Annotated in this window: 13 protein-coding genes; 9 read left to right on the top strand and 4 right to left on the bottom strand. The window is 74.3% G+C overall.

Features of this window, described 5'->3' with window-relative positions; genetic code table 11:
* Positions 1 to 251: 251 nt before the first annotated feature.
* The 7 genes from MXD60_RS18495 to MXD60_RS18465 all read left to right on the top strand — a co-directional run bounded on the left by MXD60_RS18495 (position 252) and on the right by MXD60_RS18465 (position 8,988).
* Positions 252 to 620: a DUF3817 domain-containing protein gene (locus MXD60_RS18495; protein ID WP_248820570.1), complete on the top strand. Its 369-nt coding sequence runs from the start codon at positions 252 to 254 to the stop codon at positions 618 to 620.
* 307 nt (positions 621 to 927) lie between these two features.
* The gene (locus MXD60_RS18490) at positions 928 to 1,221 is read left to right on the top strand and encodes a hypothetical protein (protein ID WP_248820569.1); all 294 of its coding nucleotides are present in this window, start codon (positions 928 to 930) and stop codon (positions 1,219 to 1,221) included.
* A 236-nt stretch (positions 1,222 to 1,457) separates the two neighbouring features.
* A complete protein-coding gene (locus MXD60_RS18485; protein ID WP_248820568.1) occupies positions 1,458 to 2,123 on the top strand; it encodes a DUF3000 domain-containing protein in 666 nt (221 codons plus the stop codon).
* 189 nt (positions 2,124 to 2,312) lie between these two features.
* On the top strand, positions 2,313 to 3,941 hold the full coding sequence (locus tag MXD60_RS18480) for an HRDC domain-containing protein (protein WP_248820567.1): 1,629 nt from the start codon (positions 2,313 to 2,315) through the stop codon (positions 3,939 to 3,941).
* Positions 3,942 to 4,109: 168 nt separating this feature from the next.
* A complete protein-coding gene (locus MXD60_RS18475; protein ID WP_248820566.1) occupies positions 4,110 to 5,342 on the top strand; it encodes a thiolase family protein in 1,233 nt (410 codons plus the stop codon).
* A 62-nt stretch (positions 5,343 to 5,404) separates the two neighbouring features.
* Positions 5,405 to 7,564, top strand: coding sequence for a 3-hydroxyacyl-CoA dehydrogenase NAD-binding domain-containing protein (locus MXD60_RS18470; protein ID WP_248820565.1), 2,160 nt, complete (start codon positions 5,405 to 5,407; stop codon positions 7,562 to 7,564).
* A gap of 74 nt (positions 7,565 to 7,638) precedes the next feature.
* Positions 7,639 to 8,988 carry a ferredoxin reductase family protein gene (locus MXD60_RS18465; RefSeq protein ID WP_248820564.1) on the top strand — a complete coding sequence of 450 codons (1,350 nt, stop codon included), beginning with the start codon at positions 7,639 to 7,641 and terminating at the stop codon, positions 8,986 to 8,988.
* Positions 8,989 to 8,999: 11 nt separating this feature from the next.
* Here the strand turns inward: MXD60_RS18465 and MXD60_RS18460 are convergent, their stop codons facing one another.
* On the bottom strand, positions 9,000 to 9,215 hold the full coding sequence (locus MXD60_RS18460) for a hypothetical protein (RefSeq protein WP_248820563.1): 216 nt from the start codon (positions 9,213 to 9,215) through the stop codon (positions 9,000 to 9,002).
* A gap of 136 nt (positions 9,216 to 9,351) precedes the next feature.
* On the opposite strand from MXD60_RS18460, the gene MXD60_RS18455 reads away from it, so the two are divergent.
* Complete coding sequence (locus MXD60_RS18455; RefSeq protein ID WP_248820562.1) at positions 9,352 to 9,948, top strand: TetR/AcrR family transcriptional regulator; 597 nt, start codon at positions 9,352 to 9,354, stop codon at positions 9,946 to 9,948.
* Positions 9,949 to 10,056: 108 nt separating this feature from the next.
* Positions 10,057 to 11,559, top strand: coding sequence for a DHA2 family efflux MFS transporter permease subunit (locus MXD60_RS18450; RefSeq protein ID WP_248820561.1), 1,503 nt, complete (start codon positions 10,057 to 10,059; stop codon positions 11,557 to 11,559).
* A gap of 128 nt (positions 11,560 to 11,687) precedes the next feature.
* Here the strand turns inward: MXD60_RS18450 and MXD60_RS18445 are convergent, their stop codons facing one another.
* The 3 genes from MXD60_RS18445 to dxs form a co-directional block, all read right to left on the bottom strand.
* Entirely contained in the window at positions 11,688 to 12,737 is a 1,050-nt protein-coding gene (locus MXD60_RS18445) for a hypothetical protein (protein ID WP_248820560.1), read from the bottom strand.
* Positions 12,738 to 12,945: 208 nt separating this feature from the next.
* Positions 12,946 to 14,052 (bottom strand): lysylphosphatidylglycerol synthase transmembrane domain-containing protein, encoded by a 1,107-nt coding sequence (locus tag MXD60_RS18440; RefSeq protein WP_248820559.1) that lies wholly within the window; start codon positions 14,050 to 14,052, stop codon positions 12,946 to 12,948.
* 166 nt (positions 14,053 to 14,218) lie between these two features.
* Positions 14,219 to 16,195, bottom strand: coding sequence for a 1-deoxy-D-xylulose-5-phosphate synthase (gene dxs / locus MXD60_RS18435; protein WP_248820558.1), 1,977 nt, complete (start codon positions 16,193 to 16,195; stop codon positions 14,219 to 14,221).
* Positions 16,196 to 16,596: the final 401 nt, after the last annotated feature.

Here is a 16,596-nt window from a genome sequence, read left to right as displayed (position 1 = left end):
GGCCGGATCAGCCGCACCTTGCCGACCTGCTGCGAGGTCCTGAAGGAGATCGTGGTACCCCGGGTGACCGCGGTCGGGGGGCCCCGCCCCCCCCCCCGCCCCCCCCCCGCGGGGCGGCGGCGGGCGGGCCGGGCGCCCACCGTCCGGCCCGATGTGACGAACGCCGCTGTCCACCCAGGTAGGCGGCCGGCCAGAACGTCCGGAGCCGCCCGGACGGCACCGCTGGACGCACCCGACGACGGAGGTCATCGATGACCAGCCAGACCCCGCACGGCGACCCCCGGATCCGGGCGGCGGCCCGCGCCGTCTCCCTCGCCGAGGCGACCTCGTTCCTGCTGCTGCTCGTGGCCACCGGCATCAAGTACGGCGCCGACCACCCACAGGGCGTCCGCGTGCTCGGCCCGATCCACGGCGTGCTCTTCCTCGCCTACTGCGCGCTGGTCGGCTACCTGGCCTTCACCGAGCGCTGGCCGCGGCGGCGCACGATCCTGGCGCTCGTCGCGTCGGTCCTGCCGGTGGCACCGTTCTTCGTCGAGCGGCACTGGCTGCGCGGCCCGGCGCCCGCCGCCACCCCGACCACCGCTCCCCCGGCGACCGAACCGGCCGCCCGGACCCGCTGAGCCGCAGCCGCAGCCGCGGAGCGACACGGCCGTAGAGCCCTCGGGGGCGAACCGGCCGAACCGCCCGAGCAGGGATCTCCGCCACACAACCCCATCGAGAGGGGCTCACGCGACACGCCGGAGGGAATGCGCGGACATCCGCTCCGGCCATGGCACCGTCAGTCCGGTCGGAATGAGGGCAGAGGGTGCGCGTTGTCCCGCGCTCCCTCGTCGGCCGGCCGCCGTGATGGGGCGTCATGCCGTGCTGCGCCCATCGCGTCCGGCGGGACGCAGGCACGGGTCGACGTGCGCGGGGAGTGGTGTTCCAGTGGAGCTGGTCCGGGTGGATCTCGACGATCACATCGTGTTCGCCTGCGCTGGCTGCGGCGACGAGCGGCGGTTCACCCAGCCGCCGTGCGCTGACGGTCACGGCGCGGACTGCCCGGAGTGGGCGTGCACCGAGTGCGGCGCGGCGGTGCTGATCGGCCCGGCGGGGCTGGTCGGCCCGGCAGCGCCGGGCCGGAGCGCGGGGCGAGCCCGGCCCGCCGGGAAGAGTGCCGCGGCGCAGGTCCCACACGGCCGCGAGGGCCGCGAACGGGGCGCCGCCCGGATTCCCGCGTGAGCCTGCACAGCTCCGCCTCCCGGCCGGACTACGGCCCCTCGACCGGCCGGCCCGGCGAGTTCGGTGAGCCCACCGATGCCACGGCGCTGGCCGGGGAGGCTCCCGCCCTTCGGGACGCGTCGGGCCATCGCGGCGCGCACCGCCTCCTCGGTCCCCGACCGCACGCAACGGGGTCGAAGGTGCACGCTCCGGCGTCCACACAGCGCGATCAAGGTCGACGCCCTAACGTTGCCCTCATGGAGGCCGCACCGTCGTTCGAGGCGACCCCCGCGATCTTCCTGGCCGTCACGGACGCCCTGCGCGCCAGCGCCTCCCGGCTGCGCCCGGAGATCATCGTGCACGAGGTGGCCGCGCCGGGTCGGCTCGCGCCCTTCGCCTTCGCCCTCGCCGGCGGCGTGGCCGGAGACGCGGACTCCGCGGCCGGCCGGCTCATCGTGCTGATGGACCCGGACGGCCAGCCCGCCTGGCAGGGCACCACCCGCATCGTCTGCTACGCGCGAGCGAGCGTCGACCCGGAGATCGCCGCGGACCCGCTGTTGGCCGAGGTTGCCTGGTCGTGGCTGCGGGAGGCCCTGGACGGGCATGGCGCGAGAGTGCGCGCCCTGGGCGGCACGGTCACGACGACCTCGTCGCGGCGCTTCGGCGTCCTGCGGGCCGAGGGCGACACCCAGGACGTCGAGCTGCGCTGCTCCTGGTCACCCGACTGGGCGCAGACCGCGTCGGACCCCGAGTCCTCGACGGCGGACGGCGAGCGGGCCACCGCGGCGCGCCATGCGCACCCGTCCTGGACCTCCGCCGCGGCCACCGCTCATCTACACGCCTTCGGTGACCTGCTCGCCGCGATGGCGGGCCTGCCGCCGGCGTTGTCCGGGGTCCTCCCACTGCCGCAGCGCCGCGCCTGAGGCGGGGCGGAACCGGCCCGGACGGCCGGACGCGCCCAGCCGTGCCCCATTCCCGCAGGCGGGGGTGCACTTCACCCCTGAATGATCTGGCCACTGTACCAGGCAGTGGTATCACCATGCGTATAATTGTCCTGATCCGCCGAACGGTGCGGCTGCCCCCGCGGGGAATCAGACGTACGATCGCCGATCGTGACGTCGACGGTTCCAGAACCATCAGAGCAGGTCAGCGGGGGTGTAAGCGCCAAGGTGGAGGGAGAACCGGAGACCAGCGCTCGCGAGCCCATCCCGCTGCTCGCTCCCGTGGACGGCGTCCCACCCGTGATCGTCGACCCCGCGGAGCTCGCGGCGGCGGCGCGGCGTCTCGCCGCGGGAACCGGCCCGGTCGCCTTCGACGCCGAGCGCGCCTCCGGCTATCGGTACAGCCAACGCGCGTACCTGGTGCAGATCCGCCGCCGCGGCGCGGGGTCCCTGCTGCTCGACCCGATCGCGCTGGGTGACCTCCGCGTCGTCCAGGACGCCGTCGGGGACGTCGAGTGGGTGCTGCACGCCGCCAACCAGGACCTGCCCTGTCTCGCCGAGCTGGGCCTGCGGCCGATCCAGTTGTTCGACACCGAGCTCGCCGGGCGGCTGCTCGGCTACGAACGGGTGGGTCTCGGCATGATGGTCGAGCGGGTGCTCGGCTACGGGCTGGAGAAGGGCCACTCGGCCGCCGACTGGTCGACCCGGCCGCTGCCCGAGCCCTGGCTGCGTTACGCCGCACTCGACGTGGAACTCCTCGTCGAGCTGCGCGACGCGCTGGAGGCGGAGCTCGTGGAGCAGGACAAGATCGAGTTTGCCCGGCAGGAGTTCGCCGCGATCGTGGCGGCACCCCCGCGCGAGCCGCGGGCCGAGCCGTGGCGGCGCACCAGCGGGATCCACCGGGCCCGCACCCGCCGTCAGCTCGCCGCCGTGCGGGCCATGTGGACCGCTCGTGACCGGCTCGCCCGCACCCGGGACGTCGCCCCCGGCCGGGTCCTCCCGGACAGCGCGATCATGGACGCGGTCCTCAACGCACCGGTGGACGCCGCGGCGCTGATCCGCCTACCGGTCTTCTCCGGGCCGCGGATCCGCCGCACCGCGCACACCTGGCTGGACGCGCTGCGCGGCGCCGCGGCGCTCGCCGAGGACGAGCTGCCCGCCGCGGCCGGCCCGAGCGGCGACGGCCTGCCGCCGGCCAACCGGTGGGCCGAACGCGACCCGGTGGCCGCCGCCCGGCTGGCCCGGGTGCGCGCGGCGCTCTCGACGATCGCCGAGGAGCACACCATGCCGGTGGAGAACCTCCTCGAACCGGTGCTCGCCCGGCGGGTCTCCTGGTCGCCGCCGGACGAGCTGACCACGCTGACGGTGGACGAGGCGCTGCGGGCCGGTGGCGCGCGGCCGTGGCAGCGGGAGCTGACCTGTACGGCGGTGGCCGGTGCGCTGGTCGATCCGCCGATCGACGCCGAGAACGAGGCGGGCACGCTGCCGCCGGGCCGGCCGGGCGGGCGGGCGTCGGCGCGTACCGGCGCGGCCGGCACCGGCACGGATCGAGCCCGCGCGCGTGGCGGTCGGGGTGGTCGCGGCAGCGGGCGTGGCTCCCGCGCCGCGACGCCGCGGACCGCGCCGGCGACGACCTCACGCGGCGACACCGTCGCGGCGGGCGGCGGGATGGCGGGTGGCGGGATGGCCGGTGGCGGGACAGTGGCCGACCCGGCGGCCCCGTCCGCTCCGAGTGGCCGCGCCGCCGCGGCCCGCGACCCTTCCGGTCGTGAGTCCGCGACACCGGAGACCGGGGCATAGCGGACGAGCGACTTACCGGCCGGTAACTATTGTCGTAGGCTCGCGGGACCGGCGGTGTCCGCGCCGGTGCCGACCGGTGGCGGTGACCCGTGGTGGACGCCTGCCCGGCCGATCGGCAGCCCAGAACGGAGCAGCCGGCGCCACGCGATCGCCGGCGGGGAGGCCACCGTGTTCGGTTCAGCCCGCGGCCAGGTCCGCGACGTCGTCTTCGTCGACGGCGTCCGTACACCGTTCGGAAAGGCGAAGGGCGTCTACGCCGAGACGAGGGCCGACGACCTGATCGTCCGTGTGATCCGGGAGCTGCTGCGGCGCAATCCGGCGCTGCCGCCCGAGCGCGTCGACGAGGTGGCGATCGCGGCCACCACCCAGATCGGCGACCAGGGGCTGACCATCGGCCGGGCGGCCGGCATCCTCGCCGGGCTGCCCCGGTCGGTCCCGGGTTACTCCGTCGACCGGATGTGCGCCGGCGCCGTCACCGCGGTCACCACGGCGGCGTCCTCGATCGCCGTCGGTGCCTACGACGTGGCCGTCGCCGGCGGGGTGGAGCACATGGGCCGCCATCCGATGGGCGAAGGCGCCGACATCAACCCGCGTTTCGTCTCCGAGCGGCTGGTCGACCCGTCCGCGCTGGTCATGGGGTCCACGGCGGAGAACCTGCACGACCGCTTCCCGGCGATCACCCGGGCGCGGGCGGACGCGTACGCGCTGTCGTCCCAGGAGAAGGTCGCGAAGGCGTACGCGAACGGGCAGATCCAGCCGGATCTGGTCCCGATGGCCGCCCGGCACGTCGAGTCGGGCTGGGACCTCGTCAGCGTCGACGAGCCGCCGCGGCCCTCGACGACCCTCGAGGGACTCGCCGGGTTGCGCACCCCGTTCCGCCCGCACGGCCGGGTCACCGCGGGCAACTCCGCCGGGATCAACGACGGCGCGACCGGCTGCCTGCTCGCCGCCGCCGACGTCGCGGCCGAACTGGGGCTGCCGGCGAAGATGACGCTGGTCGGGTTCGGTTTCGCCGGGGTGGATCCCGAGGTGATGGGGGTCGGCCCGATTCCGTCGACCGAACGGGCACTGGCCCGCACCGGCCTGTCCATCGACGACATCGGCCTGTTCGAGCTCAACGAGGCGTTCGCCGTGCAGGTGCTCGCCTTCCTCGACCACTTCGGCATCGCCGACGACGACCCGCGGGTCAACCCCTACGGCGGGGCGATCGCGCTCGGCCACCCCCTGGCCTCCAGCGGCGTGCGGCTGATGACCCAGCTCGCCCGCCAGTTCGCCGAGCATCCCGAGGTGCGCTACGGGCTGACCGCGATGTGCGTCGGGCTCGGCATGGGTGCGACGACGATCTGGGAGAACCCCCAGCACGCCGCGGCGGGTCGCGCCGACGGCGCGTCGGCGAGCTGACCGGACCGCCGGCCGTGACACTTCGCGAGATCCCGACTTCCCCAGAGCCCGGAGGGGCGCCCATGAGCGACGACGAGGTCACCCTGGAGCTGCCGGACGAGGTCGTCACGGCGGCCCCCGTCCGCTACGTGACCCTGCCCGGGGTGACCGGTCCGGTCGCCCTCGTCACCCTCGACAACGGCCACGACCACACCCGGCCGAACACGTTCGGACCCGCCGGGCTGCGCGCGCTGCTCGCCGCTGCGGACGAGATCGAGGCGCACGAGCCGCCGGTCGCCGCGATCGCCGTGACCGGCAAGCCGTTCATCTTCAGCGTGGGTGCGGACCTGACCTTCCGGACGTCGGTCACCGACGTGGACCAGCTCCGCCCGATGATGGAGGCGCTGGGCCGGCTCGGCCACGACGCGTTCGTCCGGCTGGGCTCGGGCCGCCTCGGCGACCGCAAGGTCCCCACGTTCGCCCTGGTCAACGGCGCGGCGTTGGGTGGCGGCCTGGAGCTGGCGCTGCACTGTGACCACCGGGCGCTCTCCAGCGGCATCCCGGCGCTGGCGCTGCCCGAGGTGTTCCTCGGCCTGGTGCCGGCCTGGGGTGGCACCCAGCTGCTGCCGAAGCTGATCGGGCCCGAGCGGGCGATCCGGGTGATCCTCGACAACGCGCTGAGCCAGAACCGCGTCCTGTCCGGAACGAAGGCATTCGAGCTGGGACTCGGGGACGTCCTGCTGGAGCCGGCCGACTTCCTGGAGGAGGCGCTGGCCTGGGTCGGGCGGGTGCTGCGCGGCGAGGTCGACCCCGCCGCCGACCGCGAGCCGGTCGAACGCGGCCGGGCGTGGGCCGACGCGATCGCCGCCGGGCATGCGCTGGCCGACAGCAAGGTGCGCGGCGCGGCGCCGGCCGCCTACCGCGCGCTCGACCTGCTCGCGCTCGCCGAGACCGCCGACCGCGCCGACGGCTTCGAGGCCGAGACGCAGGCACTCGCCGACCTGTCGGTCAGCGGCGAGCTCGCCGCCAGCCTGTACGCGTTCGACCTGGTGCAGAAGCGGGCGCGCCGCCCCGTCGGCGGCCCGGATCCGGCGCTGGCCCGACCGGTGACGAAGGTCGGCGTCGTCGGCGCGGGCCTGATGGCCGCGCAGCTGGCCCTGGTGTTCGCCCACCGGCTGGAGGTGCCGGTCGTGCTGACCGACCTCGACGCCGACCGGCTCGACGCCGGGGTCGCGGCGGTGCACCGCGAGATCGACAACCTGCTCGGCCGCCGGCGGATCTCCCCCGACCAGGCGAACCGTTACAAGGCGAACGTCACGGGCTCGCTGAGCAAGGACACCTTCGCCGACGCCGACCTCGTCATCGAGGCCGTGTTCGAGGATCTGGCGATCAAGCAGAAGGTGTTCGCCGAGCTGGAGGCGGTCGTGGCGCCGACGGCGGTGCTGCTGACGAACACCTCGGCGCTTTCGGTGAGCGCGATGGCGGCCGGTCTCGAGCATCCGGAGCGGGTCGCCGGGCTGCACTTCTTCAACCCGGTGGCCGTCCTGCCGCTCGTCGAGGTCGTCCGCGCCGAGCGCACCGACGACGCGACCGTGGCCACGGCACTGGCCGTGGCGAAGAGCCTGAAGAAGAACGCGGTGCTGGTCGCCGACCGGCCGGCGTTCGTGGTGAACCGGCTGCTCACCCGGTTCCTCGGCGAGGTGCTCACCGCGGCCGAGCGGGGCACCCCGGTGGAGCAGGTCGACCACGCCCTCGACCCGCTGGGCCTACCGATGTCGCCGCTGGTCCTGCTCGCGCTGGTCGGGCCGCCGGTGGCGCTGCACGTGGCCGAGACCCTGCACGCCGCCTACCCCGACCGCTTCCGCGAGCCCGCGGGCCTGGCCCGCCTCGTCGCCGCGGGCCGCGGCGGCGTCTACACGACCGGCCCGGACGGCAACGAGACCGTCGACCCCGCCGCCGCCGCCGCGCTGGCCGTCGCCACCGGCCCGGACGGCGCGCCGCCCCCACCGACGGTGGACGAGGTGCGCGAGGCGGCGCTGCGCGCGCTCGCCGAGGAGATCCACCTCATGCTCGCGGAGAAGGTCGTCGCCGAGGCCGCCGACATCGACCTGTGCATGATCCTCGGCGCCGGCTGGCCGTTCCACCTCGGCGGCATCACCCCGTACCTGGACCGCTCCGGTATCAGCGAGACCGTCACCGGCGAACGCTTCACCGCGCCCGGGGTCGCCACCCTCCCCGTCTGACCTGCGGATCCGGGCCGCGGCGGGCGAGGTATCCCGCTCCGGGCCGAGTCCGGCTCGCGGGTTAGTTTGGGGCAATGCCGACCGTCCGGGCGCTTCGTCCGCCGACGGTGGTGGTGGGGCTGGTCGCTCTCGGCGCGCTTGTCGTCACCGGCTGGTGGCTCCACCGGGTGTCCGATCAGCCGCCGACGGGCCCCGGTGCCTGGTGGAGTGGCGCGGCCCGGCTGTGCGGGCTGGTCGCCGGCTACCTGGGTGCCGTCCAGGTGGTGCTGGCGGCGCGGGTGCCCTGGTTCGAGCACACCGTGGCGATGCGCCCGGCCCGGCGGATCCACCTCGGCTGCGGCCTGGCGTTCCTGACCTTGACGGCGGCGCACGCGGGACTCGCCATCGAGGCGAACGCGGCGTCGATCGGGACCCCGTTCGTCCCCGCACTGATCGGCGTGAGCGTGGACCTGCCGTACGTGTGGCTGGCGGTGATCGGCCTCGCGCTGCTGGCAGTCACCGGGATCAGCTCGGTACCGGCCCTGCGCCGGACGATGGCCTACGGCTGGTGGCACCTGCAGCACCTGGCCGTGTATCCCGCGATCGTGGTCAGCTTCGCCCACGAGCTCTACGGGCCCGAGCTGGCCGCCAGCCCGGCCCGGGTGGTGTGGACCGGGCTGCATCTGGGGGCCTTCGGCACGCTCCTCTGGTACCGGGTCCTCACTCCGGCGCGGCTGACCCTGCGTCACCAGTTCGCCGTCGCCGCCGTCGAACCGGAGGCACCGGGGGTGGTGTCGATCCTGGTGTCCGGGCAGGCGCTGGACGCCGTGGGCGCCCACCCCGGGCAGTACTTCCGGCTGCGGGCGCTGCGGGGGCCGATGTGGTGGCATTCCCATCCGTTCTCGCTGTCCGAAGCCCCCGGGCCGGACCGGCTGCGGTTCACCGTCCGGACCGTCGGCGACTACAGCGAGGCGCTGGCCGTCCTGACGCCCGGCCGGTGGCTGCTGCTGTCCGGCCCGTACGGCGCGCTGACCGCCCGGGCGCGCCGGCGCCGCCGCGTGCTGCTCGTCGCCGGCGGTCTCGGCATCGCTCCCCTGCGCGCCCTGCTCGAGGACCTCGGCACTGATGCCGGCACCGGTACCGACGCTTCGACGATCACTTTGCTCTACCGGACCGAACGGGTCGAGCAGATCGTCTTTCGCGCGGAGATCGACGAGCTGGCCGGCCGCCGCGGCGCGGTCGTGCACTACCTGACCGGACCGACGCCGACCAGCGAGCAGGACGATCCCCTGGCCTGCCACCGGCTGGCCGCGTTCGTTCCGGACCTGGCCGAGCACGACGCCTACGTCTGCGGCCCGCCCGGCATGGTGGCCGCCACCGTCCGCTCCCTGCGTGCCGCCGGCCTCGACCGCCACCACATCCACGCCGAGACCTCGGCCTTCTGACAGCCAGCTGATCAGCGGGTCGAGGCCAGACGCGGAAGCATCCGGGCGATCCACTCCCCGATGTCGGTCTGGAGTTCCGCGCTGCCGGCGAGGACCTCACGGTGTCTGTCCCAGGCCGCCGGCACACGGTCGCGGACCGCGGCGGCAACAGCCTGGAGATCGGCCCCGGTCTGGCCGAACCGCCGGTCCAACCGCTCCTCCAGCCGCGCGAAGGACGACAGGAACACCTGGTCGAACCGCCTTGTACGGTCAAACCTCAGTCCGAGGTCGTCTGTATCCAGGGCACGCGGCGACCCAGCCAGCTTCCGCGCGCCCGCCCGGCGGTCCGAACAGGCCCGGCCGGCGAGCTTGACAAGGTAGTGAGTGGCCACTAGCTTGCTCGGCATGGCAACCCGGACGGACCGCGGCACCACGCGGATGAGCGCCGAGCAACGGCGGGCGAGCGTGCTCGCCGCCGCGGTCGAGGAGTTCGCCCACGGTGGCCTCACGGGCACGTCCACCGAGTCGATCGCGGCCCGGGCGGGCATCTCCCAGCCTTACCTGTTCCGCCTGTTCCCGACGAAGAAGGCCCTGTTCATCGCCGTCGTCGAGCAGGCGTTCCGGCGCACGGCGACGCACTTCGAGCGGGCCGCCGGCGAGCTCACCGGCTCCGCGGCGCTCGACGCGATCAAGCTGTCCTACTGGGAACTGTTCACCGACCAGACCTACCTGCTCACCCAGCTGCAGGCCTACTCGAGCTGCTACGACCCGGACATCCAGGCCGCGACGCGCAGCGGTTTCCGCGAACTGTGGGAGACCGTGACGCGGGTGAGCGGCCTGCCGTTCGAGGAAATCAGCCAGTTCTTCGCGCACGGCATGCTGATCAACGTCATCGCCGCGATGGATCTCCCCGCGATAGGCGAGCAGTGGGCGCAGCTGCTCTGCGCGCCGAACGCGGAGCCCGCAGACCCGACCAGCTGATCCCGCCGAGCTCGCGCCCGGCCGCACCCGCATCCCCCGAATTAGTAGTGGTCAGTCACTACCTTGCAAGCTAGTGACTACTCACAACCAGATGGAAGGAGGACGGTCATGGCCCGACGCCCCAGCACCCTGTGGACCCTTGTCGTGACGTCGCTGGCCGCGTTCATGGTGTCGCTGGACAACCTGGTGGTCACCACGGCGCTCCCCCAGATCCGGACCGATCTCGGCGCCGGCCTGGAGGGCCTCGAATGGACGGTCAACGCCTACACCCTGCCGTTCGCGGTCCTGCTGCTCACCGGCGCGGCTCTCGGTGACCGCCTGGGGCGCCGTCGGGTGTTCCTGGGCGGGCTCGTGGTGTTCACCCTCGGTAGTGCCGGTTCGGCGCTGGCGCCGTCCATCGGCATGCTCATCGCCGCCCGGGCCGTGCAGGGCGTCGGCGCCGCGTTCGTGCTGCCGCTGACGATGACCCTGATCGCCGCGGCCGTCCCGCCGGAGCGCCGGGGCATGGCCCTGGGCATCTGGGGTGCGATGACCGGCCTCGCCGTGGCCGTCGGCCCACTGATCGGCGGGGCCGTGACCGAGGGCGCGAGCTGGCAGTGGATCTTCTGGGTGAACGTTCCGGTCGGCCTCGTCGCGCTGCCGATCGGGCTGCGCGCCCTGACCGAGTCGCGGGCTCCCTCCTCCCGTCTGGACCTGGTGGGCGCGGGTCTGGTCAGCGCCGGTCTGTTCGGCATCACGTTCGGCCTGGTGCGCGGCGAGGGGCACGGCTGGACGAGCACCCCGGTGCTCGCCGCGCTGATCCTCGGCGCCCTGGGCGTCGCCGCGTTCGTCGCCTGGGAACTGCGGGTCGCCCGCCTGGGCGGAGCGCCGATGCTGCCGATGAGCCTGTTCCGCAACCGCGGGTTCGCCGCCGTCAGCATCACCGCGCTGCTGTTCTCGGTGGGTATGTTCGGCTCGATCTTCCTGCTGGCGCAGTCCCTGCAGAACGTCTACGGCTACTCGCCGCTGGAGGCCGGGGTGCGCACCCTGCCGTGGACGGCGATGCCGCTGCTCATCGCGCCGCTCGCGGGCCCCGTCTCCGACCGGATCGGTGGCCGGCCGCTGCTGATCGCCGGCCTGGCACTGAACGCCGTGGGTCTGGCCTGGATGGCCACCGTACTGTCGACGCACATGTCCTACACCGCGCTCGTCGGCCCGTTCGTCGTCTCCGGAATCGGCATGGCGCTGTTCTTCGTGCCGATTGCGACCGTCGCGCTCGGCGTCGTCCCCGGCCGCTGGCAGGGCATCGCCTCCGGCGCCAACAACGCGCTGCGGGAGCTCGGCGGTGTGCTCGGGATCGCGGTGCTGTCCTCGGTCTTCGCCGCCCGCGGCGGCTACGACACGCCGGCGTCGTTCATCGACGGCACGAAGCCGGCGGTGTGGCTGGGCGCCATCTCCCTCGTGATGGCGCTGCTCGCGGCCCTGGCCATCCCTCGCCGCAGCGGCCTGGCCGCCGATGCGACGCAGCCCGCGGACGGGATCTCCGCCGACGCCGGTGCGCCGGTGGGCCGCGAGCCCGCCCAGCCGGCCGCCGGAGCGGCCGGCCAGCTCAGCCCGTCGCCCGTCGGCTGACCAGCCCGACTGGTCGCACCGGCTCGCCGACCCTGACCGGTCCTGGCGCCGGTCGGGGTCGGTGGCTCCCGCAAGGCCCGGACGGGCCGGCGGGAGCCGCTCGCGTCCGGCGGTCCGCCGAGGCGGGATCAGGCGGGACGCGCCGGCTCGCTGTCGCCGAGACCACCCTCGGTGCCACCCGAACCACCACCGCCGCCACCCGAGAAGGGGCCGGGCTGTTGCTGACCCGAGCCGGCGTCCGCGCCGGAGCCCGTGAAGGGGGCGCCCGGCGTGAGCACGCAGTAGCCGCCGGACTCCTTGCCCACCTCGTACGACTCCTGGCTGGCCGCGGTCTGGCCACGCTGCACGGTCACCTGGACCTCGCGAACCGTCTGGGCCGCGGTCGGATGGACGGTCTGCACGCTGAGCACCGAGAACCGGGCGACATTGCCCCGCACTCCGTCGAAGGCACGCATGATGACGGCGTACTCGGCGGCCGAGCGGCGGCTGCGCACCGAGTCGCAGAGCCGGCCGTACGCCGCGTCGTAACGACCCGCCCGGACATCGGTGAGATACGACCGCACCGCGCTCTTCGACCCGTCGCCGGACCGGCCGAGCAGGACGACTCCGAGGGCACCCGCGCCCACGGCCACCGCCAGTACGAGGGCGAGCGGGACCAGCCAGCGGGTCGCGGCGCGGCGCGGCGGCGGAGGCGGGCCGCCGGTCCAGCCCGGTCCGCCCCAGCCCGCGGCCGGTCCACCGAAGCCGGGCGGGGCGACATGCCCGCCGGGGCGGGGGCGGGGAGCGAGCGGCGCCGGGTGGCCGCCATAGCCCGCCGGCCACCGCGCACCAGTGCCAGCTCCAGCCGGGTTCGAGGGCGCGGGCGCACCGGGTGGCGAGGTCGACCAGACCGGGCGGCCCGCCGCCGGCCCGCCAGCCGGGCCAGCGCCGATCGGGCCCGCCGGCCGGAAGGCCGCCGCCGGCGGCACGGGACGCCGGGCCAGCGGAGACAACGTGAGATCGCGGGGCGCGGCCGGTCGGGCCGCCGCGCCGGCCGGGCCGGTGGTGGTCGTGCTCTCCGGCGGCGCCCCCGGGACCGGCCAGCCGGCGGGCTGGGGGCCGGTCGAGCCCGCCGGGTCGACACCCGGGGTGCCGCTCTCCTGCCGACCGGACGGGTTCTCGCTGCCCTGCCCGTTCATATGGCTCGGCCGTTCATGTAACTCCCTCGCGCCGCGACCCGCCCCTCGGCATCCGACCCTGCTCGCCGGCCGCCTCGAAACACGCACCCATCCTGCCCGTAACGTCGGTGTTCGGGCAGATCAGATCGGACATTTGACGATCGGGCGTCGCCGCATCCAGGCGAGATCGCCCGGATGCCCGTCCCTGCGCATTTTCCGCCACCGCACGTCACCGGTGGGCGGGGGTGCCTCGTTCCGGATCGGCGGACTCGTCACCGGTCGCGAGCGTGACGCGGGCTGCCGCCGCGTCCGCGTCCGGGCCCGCCGTGGCAGCGCCGGACGGCAGTGCGCCGCGACCGCGCAGCGCCACGCCGATACCCGCCCACACCAGGTCGGCGAGGGTGGCCAGCAGCCGCGCGACCAGGGCGACGAGGGTCGCCGGCCCGCTGGCGATCGCGGGCGCCAGGGCCAGTACCAGCACCGCTTCGCGCACTCCCGCCCCGGCGGGCAGCACCAGCACGAGGAAGCCGGCGGTCCAGGCGAGCGCGTAGGCGCCGACGGACAGCGCCGCCAGCCGGGCGCCACCGACGGACGGGTCGAGGTCGCGCACGAGCAGCCAGGTCGCCAGGCCGTACCAGGCGAAGCTGAGCAACAGCCAGCCCGATCCGGCGGCGATCGGGCGCAGTGTGAGCGGCTCGTCGAGCGGTGGGCGGCGCAGCAGCCGGAACGCCAACGCCAGCAGGCGGGAGAGGACCGGCGGGAAGAGCAGGACGGCGAACACCGGCACCGCGACCAGCGCCCACCAGTAGCTGGCAAGCGCCTTCGCCGACACGAACGGCAGCGTCACCGCGGCGGCGAGGCCGCCGCTGGGCACGGCGAGGGCAAGCACGACGAGACTCGCCGACGCGGCCTTCGGCCGGGACACGCCGTAGTCGCGGGACAGCTCCATCTGGGCGAGGACGGGCCACACGCTGCCGGGGATGTACTTGCCGATCTGACCGACGAAGAAGATCCGCACGGCCGCGCGCAGCGGCAGCCGCGCGCCGAGCCCGGCGAGCAGGGCCCGCCAGGACAACACGGTCGTGCCGACGGCCAGCACGGTCGCGGCGCCCGAGGCGACGACCGAAGCGGCGGTGAGCTGCGAGTAGGAGTCGCGCACGTCGCGCCACTGGCTGACCAGGGCCACCGCGAGCAGACCGAGGGCCAGCAGGAGTGCGCCGCGGACGAGCCACCAGCGCGGGCCACGGCGGCGGGACCGCGCCGTTCCGGAGCTCTGGTCCGGCGCGGGTGCCGGGGAGGCCGGCGCCGGGGCGCCCGGCGAGCTGTGTTGACCCACCCGGCCAGCCTAGGCGGCGCCGGCGCACGCTCGCGCGCGACCCCGCCCGCCCGGGGACCGGGTCCGCACCCGGCTCGGCGCGGGCGCGGACACATCGACGTGCGGGTGGAACGGCCCGGCGGCGGCCGGCAGGGCGGCCGGCAGGGCGGCCGCGCCGGGCAGGTGATCAGTGCTGCTCGGCGACCTGCTCGCCGGAGCGCGGCACGACGCGGGCCGCCGAGGCGCCTGCGCTGTCCGCGCCCGGGTCGCCCTCGAGTGCCGGCTGGCGCTTCGCGATCGCCTCGACGACCTTGCGGGCAAGGTCCTGCGGGGCCAGGCCGACCTCGGTCAGGACCTCGTCACGCTTGCCATGGTCGAGGAACCGCTGGGCGATGCCGAAGTCACGCAGCGGCACGTCCACGTCGGCGTCGCGCAGCAGCTGGGCCAGCGACGAGCCGACGCCGCCGACCCGGCCGTTGTCCTCGATGGTGACGACGAGGTCGTGGTCGCGGGCCAGGTCGACCAGCGCGGGCGGCAGCGGCTTGACCCAGCGCGGGTCGACGACGGTGATGCCGATGCCCTGGCTGGCGACCATGCGCGCCACCTCGAGGCTGGTCGCGGCCATCGCGCCGGCCGAGACCAGCAGTACCTCGCGGTGGCGCGCCACCGCCGGCGAGCGGAACAGCACGTCCACGCCGCCGACCGTGTCGATCGCCGGCACGTCCGCGGCGACCTTGCCCTTGGGGAAACGGACCACGGTCGGGTGGTCGGTCGTGGCGACCGCCTCCCGCAGCTCGGCGCGCAGGGTCGCGGCGTCGCGCGGCGCGGCGATCGCGAGCCCCGGCACGACCTGCAGGAACGACATGTCCCACATGCCGTTGTGCGACGCGCCGTCCTCACCGGTGACCCCGGCCCGGTCGAGCACGAACGTCACGGGCTGGTTGTGCAGCGCGACGTCCATGAGGACCTGGTCGAACGCCCGGTTGAGGAACGTGGCGTACAGGCAGACGACCGGCTTGAGGCCGCCCATGGCGAGGCCGGCCGCGGAGGTGACCGCGTGCTGCTCGGCGATGCCGACGTCGAACACCCGGTCCGGGTACGCCTTGGCGAACGGGCCGAGGCCGACCGGCTGCAGCATGGCCGCGGTCAGGGTGACCACGTCGAGCCGCTCGGCGCCGATCTGGACGATCTCCTCGGAGAAGACGTTCGTCCAGCTCGTGGACTTCGACGTCGACACCGGCTTGCCGGTGACGGGGTCGATGACGCCAACGCCGTGGAAGTTGTCCGCATCGTCCTGCTCGGCCGGCGGGTAGCCGAAGCCCTTGCGGGTGACGCAGTGGACGATGACCGGCCCGCCGAAGTCGCGGGCGCGGCGCAGGGCCGACTCGACCGCGGCGACGTCGTGGCCGTCGACCGGGCCGACGTACTTCAGCCCGAGGTCCTCGAACATGCCCTGGGGCTGGACGACGTCCTTGATCCCCTTCTTGATGCCGTGCAGCGCGTCGAACAGCGGCGCGCCGACCAGCGGCGTGCGGCCGAGGACCTGCTTGACGACGTCGAGGACCTGCTCGTACTCGGGCGCGAGGCGCAGCGCGGCGAGGTGGTCGGCGAGGCCGCCGATCGTCGGCGCGTAGGACCGGCCGTTGTCGTTGACGACCACGACGACCTGCCGGTCGTCGGCCGCGATGTTGTTCAGGGCCTCCCAGCACATGCCGCCGGTGAGCGCGCCGTCGCCGACGACGGCGACGACCGCCCGGTCCTCCCCGCGCAGCGCGTAGGCGCGGGAGAGCCCGTCGGCGTAGGACAGGGCCGTCGACGCGTGCGAGTTCTCGATGATGTCGTGCTCGGACTCGGCCCGGCACGGGTAGCCCGAGAGCCCCCCGCGCTGGCGCAGCCCGTCGAACTCATCGACCCGACCGGTCAGGATCTTGTGGACGTAGGACTGGTGTCCGGTGTCCCAGAGGATGCGGTCGAACGGCGAGTCAAAGACTCGGTGAATGGCCAGCGTCAGCTCGACGGCCCCGAGATTGGGTCCGAGGTGGCCCCCGGTACGCGCGACGGCGTGGATGAGGAAATCACGGATCTCGGCCGCCAGGGTGCCGAGCTCCTCAGGGTCGAGGCGCTTGACGTCCTGGGGACAGCTGATCGTGGACAGAAGCGACACGGCGTGAACTCCCTCTCCCGAAAGGGGATCGGTTCGGGTCCGGCAAAGTCTACGCAGGTCATCGTGGGCCTCGCAGACGCCCAGACGACATGTGAGTTCCTTGTGGAACGCGGGGCAATGGACGGCACCGCGGTAGAATCGGCCTCCTCCTCGCCCACTATTGGTCCGGATCCGGGTACGCAGACGACTCCACATTGCCCGGCGTGGCCCTGGGCGACACGCCGGAGCGTAAACATTCACCTGGTTTAGTGATCTTGCTGTAGGTGAGGGTTCGTGGGCGTGGTTGTGGGCCGCTCCGGGCGTGGCCGGTGCGGCGAGGCGGGTGGGGCAGCCGTCAGGTAGGGGCGGCGGCTGGTGGCATCCAGGGAGCGCCGCGGAACGCGAGGCGTAGGGCGTGCAGC

Source organism: Frankia sp. AgB32 (assembly GCF_023243045.1).
In the GTDB taxonomy this organism is placed as follows: domain Bacteria; phylum Actinomycetota; class Actinomycetes; order Frankiales; family Frankiaceae; genus Frankia.
Note: the sequence above shows the minus strand (reverse complement) of the source record. Positions and strands in the feature narration are given on the sequence as shown.

Bases quoted from the DNA above. Each gene is read 5' to 3' on its own strand.
- MXD60_RS18445 (WP_248820560.1), bottom strand. From the start codon at position 12,737: ATGAACGGGCAGGGCAGCGAGAACCCGTCCGGTCGGCAGGAGAGCGGC.
- MXD60_RS18485 (WP_248820568.1), top strand. From the start codon at position 1,458: ATGGAGGCCGCACCGTCGTTCGAGGCGACCCCCGCGATCTTCCTGGCC.
- MXD60_RS18495 (WP_248820570.1), top strand. From the start codon at position 252: ATGACCAGCCAGACCCCGCACGGCGACCCCCGGATCCGGGCGGCGGCC.
- MXD60_RS18465 (WP_248820564.1), top strand. From the start codon at position 7,639: ATGCCGACCGTCCGGGCGCTTCGTCCGCCGACGGTGGTGGTGGGGCTG.
- MXD60_RS18470 (WP_248820565.1), top strand. From the start codon at position 5,405: ATGAGCGACGACGAGGTCACCCTGGAGCTGCCGGACGAGGTCGTCACG.
- MXD60_RS18450 (WP_248820561.1), top strand. From the start codon at position 10,057: ATGGCCCGACGCCCCAGCACCCTGTGGACCCTTGTCGTGACGTCGCTG.